The sequence below is a fragment of the Ectothiorhodospira sp. 9100 genome, assembly GCF_022227565.1.
GTDB classification, from domain to species: Bacteria; Pseudomonadota; Gammaproteobacteria; order Ectothiorhodospirales; family Ectothiorhodospiraceae; genus Ectothiorhodospira; species Ectothiorhodospira marina.
In genome coordinates, this window is record NZ_JAJNAN010000028.1 from 1 (window position 1) to 17,183 (window position 17,183).

Genomic DNA, 17,183 nt, shown 5'->3' on the forward strand with positions numbered 1-17,183 from the left:
CCCTCGTGGGAGCGGCCCTTGGCCGCGAATGATGGACGGGCTTTGCTGGCGTGGCGGGTGCTGTATTCCGTGGGCCGCGTGGGTTACCCTTCCTCACGTTTATCCATCGCCCGCCAGGAGGTGCTTGATGCTCTACGCCATCATCAGTCAGGACGTGGAAGACAGTCTGGAAAAACGCCGCTCGGCCCGCCCCGCTCACCTGGAGCGCCTGCAGGCCCTGCAGGATGCTGGCCGCCTGGTCCTGGCCGGCCCCTATCCGGCCATCGACAGTGCCGATCCGGGTCCCGCCGGCTTCACCGGCAGTCTGGTGGTCGCCGAGTTCGACTCCCTCGACGCGGCCCAGGCCTGGGCCGACACCGATCCCTACGTCGCCGCGGGCGTGTATGCCCAGGTGAACGTCAAGCCCTTCAAGAAGGTCTTTCCCTGAAGGCCACTTCCATCGCTTTTCGAGGACACCCCGCTTCCATGATCCAATTCAAGTCTCTCCCGCTGCTGGCTGCCGTTGCCGTTTCACTGGCGGCCTGTTCCCAGGACGCACAGACCGATCAACCGGCTGACCCGGTTGACCCCGCCAACGCCATGGCCGTGGTCAACGAGGTTCCCATCACCGAACAGGATCTCACCGAGTTTCTCCAACTACGGCAAATGTCCGGACATCAGCAGGGGAACCCTCAGTCCCCCGAGGCTGCCCTGGACGAGATGGTGAACATGGAACTCCTGCGCCAGGAAGCCCTTGAGAAGGGCCTGGATGAGGATCCAGAGGTCCGCCGCCAACTGGAGCGCACCCGCACCAACCTACTGGTAAACACCCTGGTTGAGCGTTATCTGGAGGAACAGGATTTCTCCGAAACGGAATTGCGGGCTGAGTATGACCGTCAGATCGCGGCACTGGATGCCCGTGAATACCGCGCCCGGCATATCCTGGTGGACAGCGAGGAGGAAGCCCGGGTACTCATCGAGGCCCTGGATCAGGGAGACGCATTCACCGACCTGGCCCGGGAGCATTCCCAGGACACATCGGCCGAGGCCGGTGGCGACCTGGGCTGGTTTCAGCTGGACATGATGGTGCCGGAGTTCTCCGAGGCGCTGGCCTCACTGGAGGTCGGTGAGTATTCCCAGACCCCAGTGGAATCCCAGTTCGGTTGGCATGTCATCCTGCATGAGGAAAATCGGGAGATGGAACTGCCCACCTTCGAGTCCACGCGGGACCGCCTGGAACAAATCCTGGCCACGGAAGCCCTGCAGGGCTATGTGGATGAACTGCGGGAGCAGGCGACCATCGAGATTCATGAGGAGCGCTTGCGGTAAGAAAGGGTTTGTGGTGGCAGAAACTCCGCCCGGGCGCTTCTCGAAGCGCCCCTACGAGATGCACCGAGTGCGTTCAACCCGGCGCGTGGAGCGCCGTCGCTTCAGCCCACGGCAGGTATCCGTAGGGGCCGTTCGAGAACGGCCCGGGGCGACGCCGGCCATCATGCACCAATCAAGCCGCCCAACTCCCGCGTCTTCTCCCGCATGAGCCCGGTATCTCCCCGGGCCTCCACATTCAGGCGGATCACCGGCTCGGTGTTGGATGCCCGCAGGTTGAAGCGCCACTCGGCAAACTCCATGCTCAGGCCATCGGTGTCATCCACGTGTGGGCCCTGGGGGAGATAGAACTGCGTCACCCGCTCCAGCGTGGCGGGCACATCGGCCACCCGATAATTGATCTCGCCGCTGCAGGGATAGGCGCGGATGCGCTCCTCCACCAGGGCGGACAGGCGCTTGCCCGTGAGGCTCATGCGCTCGGCGGTGAGCAGCCAGGGGATCATGCCGCTGTCGCAGTAGCTGAAATCACGGAAGTAGTGGTGAGCGGACATCTCGCCACCGTAGAGGGCGTCTTCGCGGCGCATGCGCTCCTTGATGAAGGCGTGGCCTGTCTTGCTCATCACCGCCACACCGCCGGCGGCCTGCACCATCTGCTGGGTGTTCCAGGTCAGGCGGGGATCATGAACGATGCGCGAACCCGGCTGTTTCTCCAGCATCTGCGCCGCCAGCAGGCCGACGATGTAATAGCCTTCCACGCACTCGCCCCGCTCATCGAAGAGGAAACAGCGGTCGAAGTCCCCATCCCAGGCAATCCCCAGATCGGCACCATGGGCCACCACGGCCTCGCCAGTGACCGCCCGGTTCTCCGACAGGAGCGGGTTGGGGATGCCATTGGGGAAGCGACCATCCGGCACATGGTGGATGCGGGTCACACGAAAAGGCAGCTGCGCTGCCAAGGCATCGAAGGTGGGGCCCGCGGCGCCGTTGCCGGCGTTCACCAGCAGATGCAGCGGGCGCAGATTCGATAGTTCAACAAAACCCAGGACGCGCTCTACATACCCTGCCATCACATCCAGGGTGCGATCCTCGCCCGCCACATCGGCCGCCGGCCCTGAATTCCCTTCCCGAACCCGTTGCTCGATCTCCCTGAGCCCGGTATCTCCACTGATCGGGATGGCCTGCTCGCGCACCAGCTTCATGCCGTTGTAGTCCATGGGGTTATGGCTGGCGGTGACCATGATGCCGCCGCCCATACCTTCAAGGGAGGCGGCATGATAGACCGTCTCCGTGCCGCAAAGACCCAGGGAACGCGTGTCCACGCCCGCGTCATTCAGGCCCCGAATCACGGCCTGAGCCAGCTCAGGGCTGCTGAGGCGAATATCCTGCCCCACCGCCACTGGCCCCTTGGGAGCAATCACACCAGCATAGGCCCGACCGATGCGGTAGGCCAGATCGGGGTTGAGCTCATCGGGGATGCGCCCACGGATATCGTAGGCCTTGAAACAGGGCAACGGCGCAGACATGGCGAACCTGACGTCTTGAGTGGGCTTGGGCGTTCAGACCTTGTAAAAATCCCGGTACCAGCGCACGAAGTTCTCGACCCCCTGCTCCACTGGAGTGGCGGGGCGATAACCCACGTCCGCCACCAGGTCTTGTACGTCCGCATAGGTATCCGGCACATCTCCGGGCTGCAGGGGCAGGAGGTTCTTCTCCGCCTTGAGCCCCAGGCAATCCTCCAGCACCTGGATATAGTGAAGCAGTTCCACCGGCTGGTTGTTGCCGATGTTGTACAGGCGATACGGGGCGAAGCTGGTGGCGGAATCCGGCTTGGCGCCGGACCACTCGGGGTTGGGCTCCGCCACCTTGTCGAGGGTGCGCATCACGCCTTCCACGATGTCGTCGATATAGGTGAAATCGCGGCGATGACGGCCATAGTTGAAGACATCAATGGGTTTGCCTTCGAGGATGTTGCGGGTAAACATGAACAAGGCCATGTCCGGCCGGCCCCAGGGGCCGTAGACCGTAAAGAACCGCAACCCCGCCGTGGGCAGGCCGTACAGCGAACTGTAGGTATGGGCCATGAGCTCGTTGGCCTTCTTGCTGGCCGCATACAGGCTCATGGGATGGTCCACGTTGTCGTGCACCGTAAAGGGCATGGTGGTGTTGGCCCCATATACGGAACTGGAGGAGGCATACACCAGATGCTCCACACCGTGATGACGGCACCCTTCCAGGATATTGATGAACCCTACCAGGTTGGTTTCCACATAGGCGTGGGGATTCTCCAGTGAATAGCGCACCCCGGCCTGGGCCGCCAGATTGACCACGCGCTGGGGCTTGTGACGCGCGAAGGTCTCCTCCATCAGGGCCCGATCAGCGATATCGGCCCGCACTTCAGTGAATCCGGCGTGGTCCTTGATGCGATCCAGGCGCGCCAGCTTGAGGTTGACGTCGTAGTAGTCGTTGAGGTTGTCGACCCCTATGACCTCATCCCCCCGCTCCAGCAGCCGCATGGCCAGGGCCGAACCGATGAATCCAGCAGTGCCGGTCACGAGAACCTTCATGTCATCTTGCCTTGATTGTCAGTTTGAGCTGTGAGGTCATCAACCACTGTCACTGGAGGGGTTACAGGCTCCAGTAGCGGGTGATCTCCGGGACATCATCGGGATGCAGGGCTGATTTCACATCCAGCAACACGCCGCCCCCGGTCAGCCGGGTGCAGAGGGCACCGGCCCCGTCTTCCAGATAGGCGCGATGGGGCACGGCCAGAATCAGGCCATCCAGATCGGTGAAGGCATCCAGGTCCGTCAGTTCCAGATCATATTCATGGCGGGCCTCTTCCGGGTCGGCCAGGGGATCATTCACCAGCGGCTCGATCCCGAATTGACGCAGTTCACGGATGATATCCGGCACCCGGGAGTTCCGCAGATCCGGCACATTCTCCTTGAAAGTGAGCCCCAGCACCCCCACTCGGCCGCGTTTCACCGGACGATCCTGCTCGATGAGAAGCTTCACCAAACGCTGGGCGATGTAGGCCCCCATGCCATCATTGATGCGTCTTCCGGCCAGGATCACCTGAGGATAGTAACCGACCGCCTTGGCCTTGGCGGTGAGGTAGTACGGGTCCACACCAATGCAGTGCCCACCCACCAGACCGGGGCTGAAAGGCAGGAAGTTCCACTTGGTGCCCGCGGCCTCCAGCACGTCCTGGGTGCGAATCTCCAGGCGGTCGAAGATCAGTGCCAGTTCATTCATCAGGGCAATATTCAGATCCCGCTGGGTGTTCTCGATCACTTTGGCGGCCTCGGCCACCTTGATGGTGGGGGCCCGGTGCACGCCGGCCTCAACGATGCGTCCGTAGGCTTCGGCCACCCTGTCCAGGGTAGGCACATCCTCACCGGAGACCACTTTCACGATACGGGTCAGGGTGTGTTCCTTGTCGCCCGGATTGATGCGCTCCGGCGAATAACCCAGCTTGAAGTCCTTGCCCTGGCGCAGGCCGGACACCCGGGCCAGGATGGGACCGCAGATCTCCTCGGTGACGCCCGGGTAAACGGTGGATTCAAACACCACCACGGCGCCGGGGGTAAGCATTTCCCCCACCGTCTCGCAGGCCTTCATCACGGGAGTGAGGTCCGGCTGGCGGTTGTCGTCGATGGGGGTGGGCACGGTCACCACAAAGAAGGTGCAGCCCTTGAGATCGGCCGGGTCCCGGGTGTACACAAGGTCGTGCTCCGCCAGCTCCTCGGGAGTGACCTCAGCGGTGTAGTCATGCCCCTCCTTGAGGGTTCTGATACGCCGTTCGCTGATATCAAAACCAATGGTGCCGGGATAGTGACGGGCAAACCCCAGGGCCACGGGCAGCCCCACATACCCTAATCCAATCACGCCGATCTTTTCGCTCATGTGAGCATCCTTCCAGGCCGTTTCCTCGAAGCCGGAAAGATACCGCAAATGCCTCGGTCGCGCGACCGTGCAACACGGATCGGCACCCTGCACTTTCAGGCTCCCGGGATCTTGGCTATCCTATGCACTCCTTGCGCCGGCCCCTGGCACGGCGGGCATTCTCTCTCATCATCCAGGTCCAATATGCCCCGGTAGCTCAGCTGGATAGAGCGTCCCCCTCCTAAGGGGAAGGTCGCAGGTTCGAACCCTGCCCGGGGCGCCATTCCTTCAGGCAGCCATCCTGCCCCACCATGGAGTTTCCAATGTCGAACCACAGTCCACGGTCCCGCACCCAACGAACACGACACTTCACCCTGCTTTCCGGCCTGGCCGCCCTGGCACTGATGGTGCTGCCCACGGGCGCGAGCGCCAACGAGCCCACCCGTACCACCCACCAGGACTGGCAGAGTGTCTGCCTGGAAGTGGACGGGTCCGAGCGCTGCCAGATCCAGCAGACCCTGGAAATGGAAGGTGCTGAGGGCCGCGGGCCGGCCATGCAGGTGAATATCCGCGACATGCGCGATGGCACCCGGATCATCGAGGTACTGCTGCCACTGGGATTGGATCTGCGAGGCGGCATCGTCATGCAAGTGGATGATGGCACCGAATACAACGCCCCCTTCCTGACCTGCTTTGAGCAGGGTTGCCTGACGGCGCGCCCACTCGACCCGGAACTGGAAGAGGCCATGCGCTCGGGAACCAACATGCGGGTGGGTTTCCGCCCCTTCAACAATGAGCAGATCATTGTGGCGGACATTTCCCTGATGGGCTTCACGGCCGCGAGCCGTCAGATCAAGTAAACCAAACCGCACGCCCCTTCTCCCCCCACGGGGAGAAGGGGGACGCAAAGGACCTGTCAGGGGTTGGGCTGATCACCCATCATCTGCTGCTCGTACTGCTGCAGACCAATGCGGTTAATCAGCCCCAACTGGGTCTCGATCCAGTCGATGTGCTCTTCCTCATTGGCCAGAATGCCGGCGAACAGGTCACGACTGACGTAATCCCCCACCTCGTTGCAGTAGGCCACCGCCTCCTTGTACACCGCGTGCCCCTCGTGCTCGAGCTTGAGGTCGCACTCCAGGCATTCGCGCGTATTTTCACCGATGTAAAGCCTGCCCAGATCCTGCAGGTTGGGCAACCCCTCCAGAAACAGGATGCGCTCAATGAGTTGATCGGCATGCTTCATTTCGTCGATGGACTCGTGATACTCGTACTCATCCAGCTTCGTCAGCCCCCAGTCCTTGAACATGCGGGCATGCAGAAAATACTGATTGATGGCTGTCAGCTCGCCCTTGAGTGACTTGTTAAGGTATTCAATGACCTTGGGATCCCCTTTCATGGAATGATCTCCCTGGGTTGTTGTTGACGGTTATCTTGGCGGCTTGGACCCCGCGTGGGTTCCTCGCCCTCGATGATCATGCACAGTCCATGCAAAGAGCCTGACCCCCACCCGCCCTGACGCGGCTGGCGCCGATTCCCGCAGGCCAGGGAGGTCATACCGAAGTATGGCACTCGGGGAGACACAGGGGAGCAGCCACCACGGGGGCCGCCATGAGCGTGTCGCGAAGCACACCATTGATGGAAACCGCACACTTCTTGCACTCCGTGCATACTCCCAGCTCGGCACGAAGAGCTGCCATGCTGTGCGCTCCCTGCTGCACCGCCTCGCGGACCCTTGTATCCGTCACACCCTTGCATAAACACACGTACATGGCGGCTCGCTCTCCGGTTTATTTCCTACTAATTTAGTCTGAATCTAGGCCCTCGGCGAATGGGTTGTCAACTCGCGCGGCACTCACACAACTTGCACATGCCTCACGAACCCGTTAGAAAGCACAAACTGCACCAAAATCAGCAAGCTTGCAGCCCCGGGACGATGGATCTGGCATACTTCTTGTTGAATATCACCAAACCGCCCCGCGGATCCCTTGCGCAAGAAATCATGGACGCTGGGTGCTGCGTCGCAATAAAGTGTGCGCTCGGGGGCCGCCCAGTGGGCTGGTCGCGAAACACAGATCAGGGGCCTGGCCCCGAGACCAATCATCTGAACAACGGACGACGAGGACAACCCATGACATCCCGTACCGTCACGGTTATCGATAACGCCACCGGCAAGCAGGTGGAACTGCCCGTGCTCGAAGGCACACAGGGGCCCGGCACTGTGGACATCCGGCCCTTGTCCCAGGAACTGGGCTATTTCACCTATGACCCGGGCTTCATGTCCACGGCCAGTTGCCGCAGCGACATCACCTACATCGACGGTGATCAGGGCATCCTCATGTACCGGGGCTATCCCATCGAACAACTGGCGGAGCACAGTACCTACCTGGAGACCTGCTACCTGCTGCTCTACGGGGAACTGCCCACCGCGACCGAGTTGGAGACCTTCAGCCGCATCATCCAGAAACATTCCATGCCTCACCAGGCAATCCGTCGCTTCTATGATGGCTTCCGGCATGATGCCCACCCGATGGCCATCATGGTCGGTGTGTTCGGTGCCCTGTCGGCCTTCTTCCACGACACCACCGACGTGCATAATCCGCGTCACCGGGAGATCGCTGCCCATCGCATGATCTCCAAGATGCCCACCATCGCTGCCTGGTCCTATAAATATGCCATTGGTCAGCCCTTCCTGTATCCGGACAACGAACTGGGCTATTCGGAAAACTTCCTGCGCATGATGTTTGGCGTGCCCACGGAACGTTACGAACCCAATCCAGTATTTGCCAAAGCGCTGGACCTGATTCTGATCCTGCATGCGGACCACGAGCAGAACGCCTCCACCTCCACGGTTCGCCTGTCCGGCAGTTCCGAGGCCAACCCCTTCGCCGCGGTCTCCGCCGGTATTGCCTCCCTTTGGGGCCCCTTGCATGGCGGTGCCAACGAGAAGGTGGTCCGGATGCTTGAATCCATTGTCGAAAGTGGCCAGTCGGTGGAGTACTTCGTCAACCGCGCCAAGGACAAGGATGACTCCTTCCGCCTCATGGGCTTCGGCCATCGGGTGTACAAGAACTATGACCCCCGCGCCAAGATCATCCGCAAAATGTGTCACGAGCTGCTGCGGGAAATGGGTGCGGAGAACGAACCCCTGTTCGAGGTGGCCATGGAATTGGAGCGTATTGCCATGGAGGACGACTACTTCAAGGAGCGCAAGCTCTACCCCAACGTGGATTTCTATTCGGGCCTGATCCTGCGGGCCATGGGCATCCCGCTGAACATGTTCACCGCCATCTTCGCATTGGCCCGCATCGTGGGCTGGAATGCCCACTGGTGCGAGATGATGCAGGATCCCGAATCCCGCATCGGGCGCCCTCGTCAGTTGTACACTGGCGCTGCCACCCGGGACTATGTGCCCATTGAGAAGCGCTGAGCGTATCACTATATTAGGAGACCCTAAATCAACGGAGAGGGAAACACCATGACGATCGATCGTGCCGTATTTGCATTTGCTGGCAGCATGATTCTGCTGACCCTGCTGCTGTCGCTGCTCAGCCCCCTGTGGCTGTGGCTCACCGCGTTCGTGGGTCTCAACCTGCTGCAGTCGGCCTTCACCGGGTTTTGCCCCCTGGCCATCGTACTCAAGAAGTTCGGTGTCAAACCGGGCCAGGCCTTCAGCTGATCCCATACGGCCCATGCTCCGCCCGCAGCGCCTGATGTCGAGCCTCCGGGTTGAGCATCCCTCTTCACCATTGGGGGTGAACTGACTTGCCTCCCCTCCCCATGACCGGGGAGGGGTATGGTCTGAATCGCCTTCTGGAGGACTTTCATGACCGCATCCCCCACGCACATCATCCATACCCTGCAACTGGGCCCCATGGATAACTTCATCTATCTGGTGGAAGACAAGGCCACCCGCCAGGCAGCCATCGTTGACCCGGCCTGGGAAGTGGATCAGGCCCTGGAACGCGCCCGATCCCTGGGCCTTGAGATCACCCACATTCTGCTCACTCACACCCACCAGGACCACATCAATGGCCTGGATGAGGTGCGTGAACAGACGGGCGCCGAGGTGCACCTGCTCAAGGCGGAGGCCGGTTACTGGGGCCAGGCGCCAGCCGACGCCGTGCTGCACAACGATGGTGACGAGATTCGTTTGGGCAACACATCGATACAGGTGATACACACACCGGGGCATACGCCGGGCGGCACCTGTTACCACCTGGGTGATGACCTGATCACCGGCGATACGCTTTTTGTGTACGGTTGCGGTCGATGTGACCTGAAGCAGGGGGATCCCAAGGCCATGCTCCGCTCCCTGAAACGATTACGGGACGAGCTGCCCGGTCAAACCGTCATCCATCCCGGCCATGACTACGGTGTGCAACCCACCTCCACCCTGGGCGAACAGGCCCAGGGGAATCCCTTCATGCATTTTGAAGATGAAGCCGCCTTTGTGCATTACCGCATGGAGGAACACGATCGGGTGCGCAGCGGCCCCTATGGTCCGGAGAGGCCGCAAGGGTGAAGGCTCAAGGGGTGGTCGCGGACGGCTGTTCGCGGCCGAGGGCCGCTGCCACAGGGTCTGTCGGCTGACCTGATAGCTCATTCAGGGCATGCCTGTCAGGGCGCGCCCAGGCTCTTGAGCCACTCGCGCTGGCAGGCGCTGCGGCGACGCTTTTCCAGTTGCTGTCGGATGCGCTCCTCCACCTCCACCAAGGGCACGGTGCGTGCCGGGTGGATGGCCTCGCACAGCAGAACATGAAACCCCACCTCGGTCTCGAGGATCTCGCTCACCTGTCCCGCCCCCAGTGCAAAGAGGGCTTCGTCCAGGGTCGCAAACAGGGTGCCCCGGGGCGCCTTGCCCACAAGCCCGCCCTTGATGGCGCTGGGGCACTCTGAATGACGCGTTGCCTGGGCGGCAAACTGATCCACGTCTCCGGTCAGTTCTGCTGCCACGGCTTCCAGTCGTTGTCGCGCCTGCTCGCGGGTGTTCTCCGGGTAGTCCGGGTTGATCGTGATCAGGATCTGACGCACGGTGCGGGACTCGGGTGACTTGAACCGCTCCTGGTGCAGGAAATAGAAGAGCTTCACATCAAGATCGCTGACCTGCCCCATGCGGTTGGCCACCCGATCCAGAACGGCCTCCAGGCGTAGCTCTCGATGCAGGGCCTGGCGGAAGGTGCCCAGGTCGAACCCATGGGCCTCCAATTCCGCCGCAAAACCGGCCTCATCCGGATAGCGGCAGCGGATCTCCGCCAGGGCATGATCCAGTGTCTCCCGGGGCACATGCACATCCGGGGCCTGGTCCGACGCCAGTGCCCGGGCACCGATCTCGTAGGCTCGGGCCGAGCGGGCCCGAACGGTTTGACGCTCGGCCTCATCCAGTTTACCCAGGGGCTTTTCGAAGCTGTCCAGGGCCGTGCGCAGCTCGATGTAAGCCAACTCCGGGCGATGTTCCAGTGTGGGCGTCATATAGCCTCCCGCTCAGAATGCTTGATGAGAATTCATGATGTCCCGCCTTCCCCGGGGGGATCATCCAACGCCGATTCCGGCACCTGAAGAACCCGCCCGGCAAAGTTCACGTGGTACTCCACGCCGTCCGGCAGATCCCGCAGCACTTTGCAGACTTCACCCACCGCACCGGGCTTCACCACGGGCTGCCCCTGGATGCCAAGCGGTACCCGGGGCATCACCTTGTCGCGGAACTCGTAGCGGGTAGGTACCCAATGGGCATCGGCATCCAGTAATTCCTCCTGGCGACAACCGACAATGCGACCATGCTCCATGAAGTTGATCGTGTAGATAATCTGATCCTGCAGGAATCGACCCATGTCGATCACCACGCCAACGCTGCCCCGTGGTACCAGCAAACTGCCCCGATCCATGCCCGGGTAGCTTCCATCATTCCGGATGGGGCGCACCACACGCACCCGTTCGCCGTATTCATACAGGGGTTTCATGGGTTGCTCCTCATCCTTGCCAATCCTTTGGGTGGCGGGCTGCTCGCCCGTTGCCAGGTTCATGATTGACGGCCAAAGGCCTCGTCCAGGGAAACATAGGCCACGCCCGGCGGAGGTCGCTGGAAAACCTTGAAGACCTTTTCGGTCTGGGCATCGGAATTCACGAAATCACTGTAGGCCTGACTCAGCAGGCCCCGGTACAGGTCATGCAGAACCCTGGCATCGCTGGGCTCACCCGGTGTCTGGGCGCTCAGGTAGTCGTGAAAACGCTGCAGGATGTGCAAGCGATTCACCTTCACCACGGCCTCGTTGTAGGGGATGTCGAAGTACTCCAGAAAATCCTCGGCGGATTCCAGGTCCTGGAGGTCGTCCTGCAAGGTTTCGGAATTCATGGCGTGATCCTTGTAGCGAGTTTCAGGTGAGGACAAGAGGTGCGATTCATGCGGGGATGGCGTCGGTCAGGGCGATCAGTTCCCGGTGCCAAAGCGCCAGTTCCTGATCGGTGGGTGCCCGCTTGGTACGCGAGGCAGCGCTGCGGATCCTCGCCAGCAGTAAGGTGGCCTCGGCACGTCCCAGGGGGATCCCCAGACGTGCATAGGCCTGGATCACCGCACTGCTTCCCGAGTGCTTGCCCAGGACCAGTCGATGTTCACGGCCCAGTTCTGCCGGGTCGACACCCTGGTAGTTGGCTGGATCCTTGAGCAGGCCGTCCACGTGGATGCCCGCCTCGTGAGTAAAAACGCCCTCCCCCACCAGGCTCTTCTGCCAATGGATGGGGTGGCCGGTGGCGGTTTCCACCAACTGAGACAAACTTTGAAAACGGCGCAGATCAACGCCCGTTTCGATGTCATGCAGCTGGCGCAAGCCCAGCACCACCTCTTCCAGAGCAGCGTTACCGGCGCGCTCACCGATGCCGTTGACTGTGGTGTTTAAATGGGTCGCCCCTCCCAGTGCCGCTGCCAGGCTATTGGCAGTGGCCAGACCCAGATCGTCATGAGCATGCATCTCGATCTCCAGGTCCGAATGGGCTCGAAGCCGGCGCATGCGATCCAGCACGGTGAAGGGTTCGAGGATGCCCACGGTGTCGGCAAAACGAAAACGCCGGGCGCCGGCCTGTTGTGCCGTTTCCATCACCTGCACCAGAAAATCCATGTCGGCTCGGGAGGCATCCTCTCCGCCCACGCTGACCTCCAGGTTCAACGCCTGAGCCTCGTCCACATGGCGCCGAATACAGTCCAGCACCCAGTCGCGGCTACGACCCAGCTTGCGGGTGATCTGTTGATCGGATACGGGAATGGACAGGTCCACCATGTCCACGCCCAGATGGGCGCAGGATCTCAGATCATCCGTGCGCATGCGGCTCCAGACCAGCAGGCGGGCGTTGAGTCCCAGGCCCGCCAGCAAACGAATGGAGTCCCGCTCCTCGTCCCCCATGGAAGGGATACCCACTTCCAGTTCCGGCACACCCAGTTCATCCAGCCCGCGAGCGATGGCGATACGCTCGGCATCATTGAAGGCAACGCCGGCGGACTGTTCACCGTCCCGAAGGGTGGTGTCGTCGATGACGATGGTAGGGGGGTGGGTCATGGGCAGCTCGCTCAGCACAGGTTCCAGGAATAATTAAGCGAATTCCATGCCAATTAATATATTACTGATTACACGGGATTTTCTGTGTGATCGCCGTGTTTCCGGGTGTCGTTTTGCGACCTCCGGGAGGGAGTTGTGGGATTTGCTACATGGGTCGGGGTTCAGGGGTCGGGGCTCCGCGCCCCTCATCCCCGGCCCTTCTCCCACCGGGGACACGGCAGACAGTGAGACAGGAGTGAACGCTTCACGCCCGTGAGCCCCTCTCCCCTTTGGGGAGAGGGGTTGGGGTGAGGGGAAAACCATCACGCATAGGCTGGCGCAAACGCTTGCTCAGGATTCTCCACCGGGCCATCCTCACCCCAATACGGTGACAGCTTGCGCAAACGGGCCACGATGTCCGGCATCACCTGAATCACCCGATCCACCTCTTCCTCCGTATTGAACCGGGACAAGGAGAACCGCACCGACCCGTGAGCAGCGGTGTAGGGAATCCCCATGGCCCGCATCACATGGGAGGGCTCCAGGGAGCCGGAGGTACAGGCCGATCCACTGGATGCCGCGATACCCTGCTGTTTGAGCATGAGCAGGATGGACTCACCCTCGATGTACTCGAAGGCGATATTCAGGGTATTGGGCAGGCGATTGTCCACATCCCCGGTGACGAAGGCGTGGGGGATCTGCTCCAGCAGCCCCGTTTCCAGTCGATCCCGCAAGACCCGCACCCGGCGGCGCTCATCATCCATGTGAGTCAGTGCCAGTTCAGCGGCCCGACCCAGGGCAATGATGCCAGGCACGTTCTCCGTGCCGGCACGCCGGCCCCGCTCCTGGTGCCCACCGCGCAACAAGGGCCGAAACCGCAGACCGCGTCGAACGTACAAGACGCCCACGCCCTTGGGCGCATGCAGCTTGTGGCCCGACAGGGAGAGCATGTCGATGCAGGTGTACTTGAGATCAATGGGCAGCTTACCCACGGCCTGAACCGCATCCGTGTGGAACATCACCCCCTTGGCACGGGCCATTTCGGCCATGCTCTCCACCGGGAACAGGGTGCCCGTCTCATTGTTGGCCCACATGATGGAAGCCACGGCCACCTGGTCGGACAAGACCTCTCGGTAATGGGCCAGATCAAGGCGACCCTGACCATCCACGCCCAGGCGGTGGATGGTGTAGCCCTCCTTTTCCAGCTGCTCGCAGACATTGAGCACCGCCGGGTGCTCCACCTCGGTGGTAATGATCTCCCGACGCTGGGGCTGGGCCCGTACCGCGGACAGGATGGCCGTGGAGTCCGACTCGGTGCCGCAGGAGGTAAAGATGACCTCGGAGGCGTGTTCGGCACCGAGCAGGGCCTGCACCTGTTCGCGTGCCCGCTTGAGGGAATGCCCCACCTGGTCGCCAAAACTGTGCATCGATGAGGGGTTGCCAAACTGCTCGGTGAGAAACGGCAGCATCGTCTCCACCACCCGGGGGTCCACACAGGTGGTGGCATTGTTGTCCATGTAGATGGGCTTCATGCGCTATTCCCCCATGGCCATGGCACGGATATTCATCGGCGGCAACCCTGCGGACTTGGCGGAAGCCGATGCCTCCGTGGCATGGTTTTCCGGGTCGAAGGCCTCGCCCTTCTCGCTCAGCACCCGGGTGAGCAGTTCCTCGATCCCCTCGTGACAGGTGGAGCAACCGCCCCCCGCCTTGGTGTATCCGGTCACGTCCTGGACGGTGCGCAGGCCGTGGTCACGAATGGTCTGCTCGATCTTCACGGCATCGATGGCAAAGCACTTGCAAATCAAGGCACCTTCCTCGTGATCGTCCTTCCAGACCTCGCCCCGGTAGTTGGCGATGGCGGCCTGCAGGGCCTCATGCCCCATGACGGAGCAATGCATTTTCTCCGGTGGCAGGCCACCCAGGGCATTGGCGATGTCGTCATTATTGATGCGCTCAGCCTCATCCAGGGTGAGACCGATAATCATCTCGGTGAGCACCGAACTGGAGGCGACCGCGGAACCGCAGCCGAAAGTCTGAAAACCGGCCTCCTGAATCACACCGCTCTCCGGATCCACCTTGAGCGTGAGCCGCAAAGCATCGCCGCAACTGATGGAACCCACCTCGCCGGTGGCATTGGCGTCACGCACCACACCGACATTGCGGGGGTTGAAGAAGTGCTCTTTGACCTTCTCGGAATAGTCCCACATGATCTTGACCCTCCAGGGTGTGTGCCGTCAGACCGCCAGCGCGGCGGGGGCATGGGTGTGACATTTCTTGGGGCAGACCTGAGAACAGGCCTGACACCCGATACAGTCCATGGCATCGGCAAGCCGCATGACCATGGAGGTATCGTCGGAAAATCCATCATCATCGTCCTCGTCGTCATCCATCTCCCGCTCCACCAATTCAAAGCAGTTGCGGGTACAGACCTTGAAACACCGACCGCAGCCGATGCAGTTCTCCTCCTTGAGCTCCATGATGAAGGCGGGTGTCCACTGGGTGCCGCCACGGGTGACGCCGGTAATGGGAGTCATGGTTGTATGCCTCTTCTCAATCAGTCTTATGTCATGTTCGTCTTTGGGAGGAATCAACCTTCCTCCTCCCAGGGTTCGCTGGCCATGGCATCAAAACGACGGGCGTCGTCCTGACGACGCTGCACGGCCTTGGCCATCCACGGGGGCGGCGTGTGCTCCCGCAGACAGGTCTGCAATTCGCGCAGCAGGTCCGGAATGCGCGTGCCGTGGGCCACCCGCACCGGCTGAATACCCAGGGCCAGCAGTTGTTTCACTGCCGATGATCCGGCAGCGGCGCAATACACCGCATGGCAACCCTGCAGGCACTCGAACTTGGGCACCAACTTGTCTTCACCGCCATCCTGAGCCTGGTCACCGAACTGAGCAGCCTCCACCAGTTCGGCGCTCTCCTGGGTGAGACGGTAAATGGCCATCCCCCGGGCCGAACCAAAATGCTGGTCCACCCGGGCCATGTCGGTGGTGGCAAAGGCCACGCGAATCAGGGCATCCCCCGCCTCCACGACAGCCAACTCAGTGCCACGTGGCGTGATCACCTGCAGACGACGCTGTAGTGCCATGTGGAGGTTCCTCCCAGGATTGTGCTTCGGGTTCAGCGTAGATGGAGCGGTAAGGGGCCACGCCATGGGACGGGCTCAAGACCTGCAGATTGGCCAGGTCGAACAAGGCCTGGCGGGCACCGGCGTAACCGATCCAGGTGCGCTGAAAGCCCCCCAGCCAGTCATACTGGGGAAAACCTGCCCGCAGCAGCGGAATACCCAGACGTCGGGCGGGTTCCACCCCATGGGTGTTGGCAATCAGATACTGGGCACGCCCCTCGCGGGCAAGATCTTCCAGATCCTGCAGGTCGCCAATCTTCACGGCTTCCGCCGCCACTCTTTCCAGCACCGGCGCGCGGCTGGGGGCCACCGCCGCCACCACTTCGCCACCGATCTCGCGCACCAGGCTGGAAAAGCCATGCAGCAGGTCCGGATCGCCGGCGATGGCTACGCGGGAGAAACCCAGCGTGAAATGGGCATCCAGCATGGCGTCCTGGAGGCGCGCCCGTTCCCGCTGTAAGCGCAAAGGCACCGGATTTCCGCTTAACCGGGACAGGGTGAGCATGAGTTCATCCATGGATTCCATCCCCATGAGGCTATCGAAATGCACATTGGGCACGCCGGTGCGGGCCTGAAGATGTTCCGCCGGGCTGGTCATGGAGGCCCCGATCACCAGGGTGACCACAGAAGACCCCAGGCGCTGCAGATGACTCAGCGGCGTACCGCCGGTGGTCAGTGGGGATAACCGGGCCTCCGATAGATGCCCATCCAGGGAGCCGGACAGATCCGGCACCATCAAGGGTTCCAGACCGAAGGCCTCCACCATGTCCTTGAGGGCTTCCACATCGCCCGGCGTCAGTGCAGAGCCGGCCAGGATATTCACCTGCTCCGGTGCTCCACCCACCTGACGTGACTCGGGCACCAGATGATCGATCAGGGCCGTGACTGCCAGGGCAAACCCCGTCTCGGCTGAGCCGGCAAAGTCGGGCGTCGACACCGGAACCACGGCCACATCGGCAAATTCCGGGTGCTGCAGGCGAAAATCCCGTACCACGCGCTCCACATCGGCACCCTCTGTTTCCGACAGGCCCGTGGTGAGCACGCCGATGAGATCAGGCCGGGACTTGCTACAGACCGTGGCCAGCCCCTCGATCAGGCTCTCATCGGCGCCCATGACGGCGCTGACCTGATCCATGGCGGTGGTCTGCAGCGGAATGGGTTCACGGAAGTGCCTGACCAGAAAGACCTTGGCAAAGGCCGTGCAACCCTGGGCACCATGCAGCATGGGGATGGCCCGCTCCATGCCCAGCATGGCCAGCGCGCCCCCCAGAGGCTGACTGGCCTTCACCGGACTGACGGACAAGGCCTTGTTGCGACGAATGATACGGGCCATG

The 17,183-nt window shown here is 61.8% G+C and carries 20 protein-coding genes and 1 tRNA gene; 7 read left to right on the forward strand and 14 right to left on the reverse strand.

The features are described 5' to 3' along the window. Nucleotides 1-127: 127 nt before the first annotated feature. Nucleotides 128-427 carry a YciI family protein gene (locus tag LPW29_RS09805; RefSeq protein ID WP_090250102.1) on the forward strand — a complete coding sequence of 100 codons (300 nt, stop codon included), beginning with the start codon at nucleotides 128-130 and terminating at the stop codon, nucleotides 425-427. A gap of 38 nt (nucleotides 428-465) precedes the next feature. Beyond that, nucleotides 466-1,308 (forward strand): peptidylprolyl isomerase, encoded by an 843-nt coding sequence (locus LPW29_RS09810; RefSeq protein WP_238627855.1) that lies wholly within the window; start codon nucleotides 466-468, stop codon nucleotides 1,306-1,308. 161 nt (nucleotides 1,309-1,469) lie between these two features. On the opposite strand, the gene LPW29_RS09815 is transcribed toward LPW29_RS09810, so the two are convergent. From LPW29_RS09815 to LPW29_RS09825, 3 genes are all read right to left on the reverse strand, one after another. Continuing rightward, a complete protein-coding gene (locus LPW29_RS09815; RefSeq protein WP_238627856.1) occupies nucleotides 1,470-2,828 on the reverse strand; it encodes a phosphomannomutase in 1,359 nt (452 codons plus the stop codon). Nucleotides 2,829-2,861: 33 nt separating this feature from the next. Beyond that, nucleotides 2,862-3,869, reverse strand: coding sequence for an NAD-dependent epimerase (locus LPW29_RS09820; RefSeq protein ID WP_090250093.1), 1,008 nt, complete (start codon nucleotides 3,867-3,869; stop codon nucleotides 2,862-2,864). Between the two features lie 61 nt (nucleotides 3,870-3,930). Next, a complete protein-coding gene (locus LPW29_RS09825) occupies nucleotides 3,931-5,211 on the reverse strand; it encodes a nucleotide sugar dehydrogenase (RefSeq protein WP_238627857.1) in 1,281 nt (426 codons plus the stop codon). A gap of 185 nt (nucleotides 5,212-5,396) precedes the next feature. Between LPW29_RS09825 and LPW29_RS09830 the strand changes: the two genes are divergently transcribed. Together LPW29_RS09830 and LPW29_RS09835 are read left to right on the forward strand one after the other, a co-directional pair. Continuing rightward, nucleotides 5,397-5,473: transfer RNA gene (locus LPW29_RS09830), tRNA-Arg, on the forward strand. A 40-nt stretch (nucleotides 5,474-5,513) separates the two neighbouring features. Further along, nucleotides 5,514-6,050: an invasion associated locus B family protein gene (locus LPW29_RS09835; RefSeq protein ID WP_177169801.1), complete on the forward strand. Its 537-nt coding sequence runs from the start codon at nucleotides 5,514-5,516 to the stop codon at nucleotides 6,048-6,050. 56 nt (nucleotides 6,051-6,106) lie between these two features. Here LPW29_RS09835 and bfr read toward each other — a convergent pair whose 3' ends face one another. Further along, nucleotides 6,107-6,589 carry a bacterioferritin gene (gene bfr, locus LPW29_RS09840; RefSeq protein WP_090250085.1) on the reverse strand — a complete coding sequence of 161 codons (483 nt, stop codon included), beginning with the start codon at nucleotides 6,587-6,589 and terminating at the stop codon, nucleotides 6,107-6,109. A 154-nt stretch (nucleotides 6,590-6,743) separates the two neighbouring features. After that, the gene (locus LPW29_RS09845; RefSeq protein WP_090250082.1) at nucleotides 6,744-6,962 is read right to left on the reverse strand and encodes a (2Fe-2S)-binding protein; all 219 of its coding nucleotides are present in this window, start codon (nucleotides 6,960-6,962) and stop codon (nucleotides 6,744-6,746) included. Between the two features lie 359 nt (nucleotides 6,963-7,321). Between LPW29_RS09845 and LPW29_RS09850 the strand changes: the two genes are divergently transcribed. From LPW29_RS09850 to LPW29_RS09860, 3 genes are all read left to right on the forward strand, one after another. Then, nucleotides 7,322-8,620, forward strand: a complete 1,299-nt coding sequence (locus tag LPW29_RS09850; protein WP_090250080.1) for a citrate synthase — start codon at nucleotides 7,322-7,324, stop codon at nucleotides 8,618-8,620. A 48-nt stretch (nucleotides 8,621-8,668) separates the two neighbouring features. Beyond that, nucleotides 8,669-8,869 carry a YgaP family membrane protein gene (locus tag LPW29_RS09855; protein ID WP_090250078.1) on the forward strand — a complete coding sequence of 67 codons (201 nt, stop codon included), beginning with the start codon at nucleotides 8,669-8,671 and terminating at the stop codon, nucleotides 8,867-8,869. A 147-nt stretch (nucleotides 8,870-9,016) separates the two neighbouring features. Continuing rightward, nucleotides 9,017-9,715 (forward strand): MBL fold metallo-hydrolase, encoded by a 699-nt coding sequence (locus LPW29_RS09860; RefSeq protein WP_238627858.1) that lies wholly within the window; start codon nucleotides 9,017-9,019, stop codon nucleotides 9,713-9,715. Between the two features lie 95 nt (nucleotides 9,716-9,810). On the opposite strand, the gene nifM is transcribed toward LPW29_RS09860, so the two are convergent. The 9 genes from nifM to nifN all read right to left on the reverse strand — a co-directional run bounded on the left by nifM (nucleotide 9,811) and on the right by nifN (nucleotide 17,182). Then, nucleotides 9,811-10,662 carry a nitrogen fixation protein NifM gene (gene nifM / locus LPW29_RS09865; protein WP_238627859.1) on the reverse strand — a complete coding sequence of 284 codons (852 nt, stop codon included), beginning with the start codon at nucleotides 10,660-10,662 and terminating at the stop codon, nucleotides 9,811-9,813. Between the two features lie 32 nt (nucleotides 10,663-10,694). Beyond that, the gene (locus LPW29_RS09870; protein WP_238627860.1) at nucleotides 10,695-11,150 is read right to left on the reverse strand and encodes a nitrogen fixation protein NifZ; all 456 of its coding nucleotides are present in this window, start codon (nucleotides 11,148-11,150) and stop codon (nucleotides 10,695-10,697) included. A 59-nt stretch (nucleotides 11,151-11,209) separates the two neighbouring features. After that, complete coding sequence (nifW, locus tag LPW29_RS09875; RefSeq protein ID WP_238627861.1) at nucleotides 11,210-11,542, reverse strand: nitrogenase-stabilizing/protective protein NifW; 333 nt, start codon at nucleotides 11,540-11,542, stop codon at nucleotides 11,210-11,212. 46 nt (nucleotides 11,543-11,588) lie between these two features. Next, a complete protein-coding gene (gene nifV / locus LPW29_RS09880; protein ID WP_238627862.1) occupies nucleotides 11,589-12,737 on the reverse strand; it encodes a homocitrate synthase in 1,149 nt (382 codons plus the stop codon). 302 nt (nucleotides 12,738-13,039) lie between these two features. Continuing rightward, nucleotides 13,040-14,248, reverse strand: coding sequence for a cysteine desulfurase NifS (gene nifS / locus LPW29_RS09885; protein WP_238627863.1), 1,209 nt, complete (start codon nucleotides 14,246-14,248; stop codon nucleotides 13,040-13,042). 3 nt (nucleotides 14,249-14,251) lie between these two features. After that, nucleotides 14,252-14,926: a Fe-S cluster assembly protein NifU gene (gene nifU / locus LPW29_RS09890; protein WP_090250069.1), complete on the reverse strand. Its 675-nt coding sequence runs from the start codon at nucleotides 14,924-14,926 to the stop codon at nucleotides 14,252-14,254. Between the two features lie 27 nt (nucleotides 14,927-14,953). Then, the gene (gene fdxB, locus LPW29_RS09895; RefSeq protein ID WP_090250066.1) at nucleotides 14,954-15,253 is read right to left on the reverse strand and encodes a ferredoxin III, nif-specific; all 300 of its coding nucleotides are present in this window, start codon (nucleotides 15,251-15,253) and stop codon (nucleotides 14,954-14,956) included. 53 nt (nucleotides 15,254-15,306) lie between these two features. Beyond that, nucleotides 15,307-15,810: a NifB/NifX family molybdenum-iron cluster-binding protein gene (locus tag LPW29_RS09900; protein ID WP_238627864.1), complete on the reverse strand. Its 504-nt coding sequence runs from the start codon at nucleotides 15,808-15,810 to the stop codon at nucleotides 15,307-15,309. After that, the gene (gene nifN / locus LPW29_RS09905; RefSeq protein WP_238627865.1) at nucleotides 15,764-17,182 is read right to left on the reverse strand and encodes a nitrogenase iron-molybdenum cofactor biosynthesis protein NifN; all 1,419 of its coding nucleotides are present in this window, start codon (nucleotides 17,180-17,182) and stop codon (nucleotides 15,764-15,766) included. Before nifN ends, LPW29_RS09900 begins: the two co-directional genes overlap by 47 nt. Nucleotide 17,183 lies beyond the last annotated feature (1 nt).

Excerpts from the sequence above, each read along its gene's own strand:
- LPW29_RS09805 (WP_090250102.1), top strand. The coding sequence starts at position 128 with ATGCTCTACGCCATCATCAGTCAGGACGTGGAAGACAGTCTGGAAAAA.
- nifS (WP_238627863.1), bottom strand. The coding sequence starts at position 14,248 with ATGAAGCCCATCTACATGGACAACAATGCCACCACCTGTGTGGACCCC.
- nifN (WP_238627865.1), bottom strand. The coding sequence starts at position 17,182 with ATGGCCCGTATCATTCGTCGCAACAAGGCCTTGTCCGTCAGTCCGGTG.
- LPW29_RS09870 (WP_238627860.1), bottom strand. The coding sequence starts at position 11,150 with ATGAAACCCCTGTATGAATACGGCGAACGGGTGCGTGTGGTGCGCCCC.
- nifM (WP_238627859.1), bottom strand. The coding sequence starts at position 10,662 with ATGACGCCCACACTGGAACATCGCCCGGAGTTGGCTTACATCGAGCTG.
- LPW29_RS09825 (WP_238627857.1), bottom strand. The coding sequence starts at position 5,211 with ATGAGCGAAAAGATCGGCGTGATTGGATTAGGGTATGTGGGGCTGCCC.
- LPW29_RS09845 (WP_090250082.1), bottom strand. The coding sequence starts at position 6,962 with ATGTACGTGTGTTTATGCAAGGGTGTGACGGATACAAGGGTCCGCGAG.
- LPW29_RS09900 (WP_238627864.1), bottom strand. The coding sequence starts at position 15,810 with ATGGCACTACAGCGTCGTCTGCAGGTGATCACGCCACGTGGCACTGAG.
- LPW29_RS09815 (WP_238627856.1), bottom strand. The coding sequence starts at position 2,828 with ATGTCTGCGCCGTTGCCCTGTTTCAAGGCCTACGATATCCGTGGGCGC.
- nifU (WP_090250069.1), bottom strand. The coding sequence starts at position 14,926 with ATGTGGGACTATTCCGAGAAGGTCAAAGAGCACTTCTTCAACCCCCGC.
- LPW29_RS09835 (WP_177169801.1), top strand. The coding sequence starts at position 5,514 with ATGTCGAACCACAGTCCACGGTCCCGCACCCAACGAACACGACACTTC.
- nifV (WP_238627862.1), bottom strand. The coding sequence starts at position 12,737 with ATGACCCACCCCCCTACCATCGTCATCGACGACACCACCCTTCGGGAC.
- bfr (WP_090250085.1), bottom strand. The coding sequence starts at position 6,589 with ATGAAAGGGGATCCCAAGGTCATTGAATACCTTAACAAGTCACTCAAG.
- LPW29_RS09850 (WP_090250080.1), top strand. The coding sequence starts at position 7,322 with ATGACATCCCGTACCGTCACGGTTATCGATAACGCCACCGGCAAGCAG.
- fdxB (WP_090250066.1), bottom strand. The coding sequence starts at position 15,253 with ATGACTCCCATTACCGGCGTCACCCGTGGCGGCACCCAGTGGACACCC.
- nifW (WP_238627861.1), bottom strand. The coding sequence starts at position 11,542 with ATGAATTCCGAAACCTTGCAGGACGACCTCCAGGACCTGGAATCCGCC.
- LPW29_RS09810 (WP_238627855.1), top strand. The coding sequence starts at position 466 with ATGATCCAATTCAAGTCTCTCCCGCTGCTGGCTGCCGTTGCCGTTTCA.
- LPW29_RS09855 (WP_090250078.1), top strand. The coding sequence starts at position 8,669 with ATGACGATCGATCGTGCCGTATTTGCATTTGCTGGCAGCATGATTCTG.
- LPW29_RS09820 (WP_090250093.1), bottom strand. The coding sequence starts at position 3,869 with ATGAAGGTTCTCGTGACCGGCACTGCTGGATTCATCGGTTCGGCCCTG.
- LPW29_RS09860 (WP_238627858.1), top strand. The coding sequence starts at position 9,017 with ATGACCGCATCCCCCACGCACATCATCCATACCCTGCAACTGGGCCCC.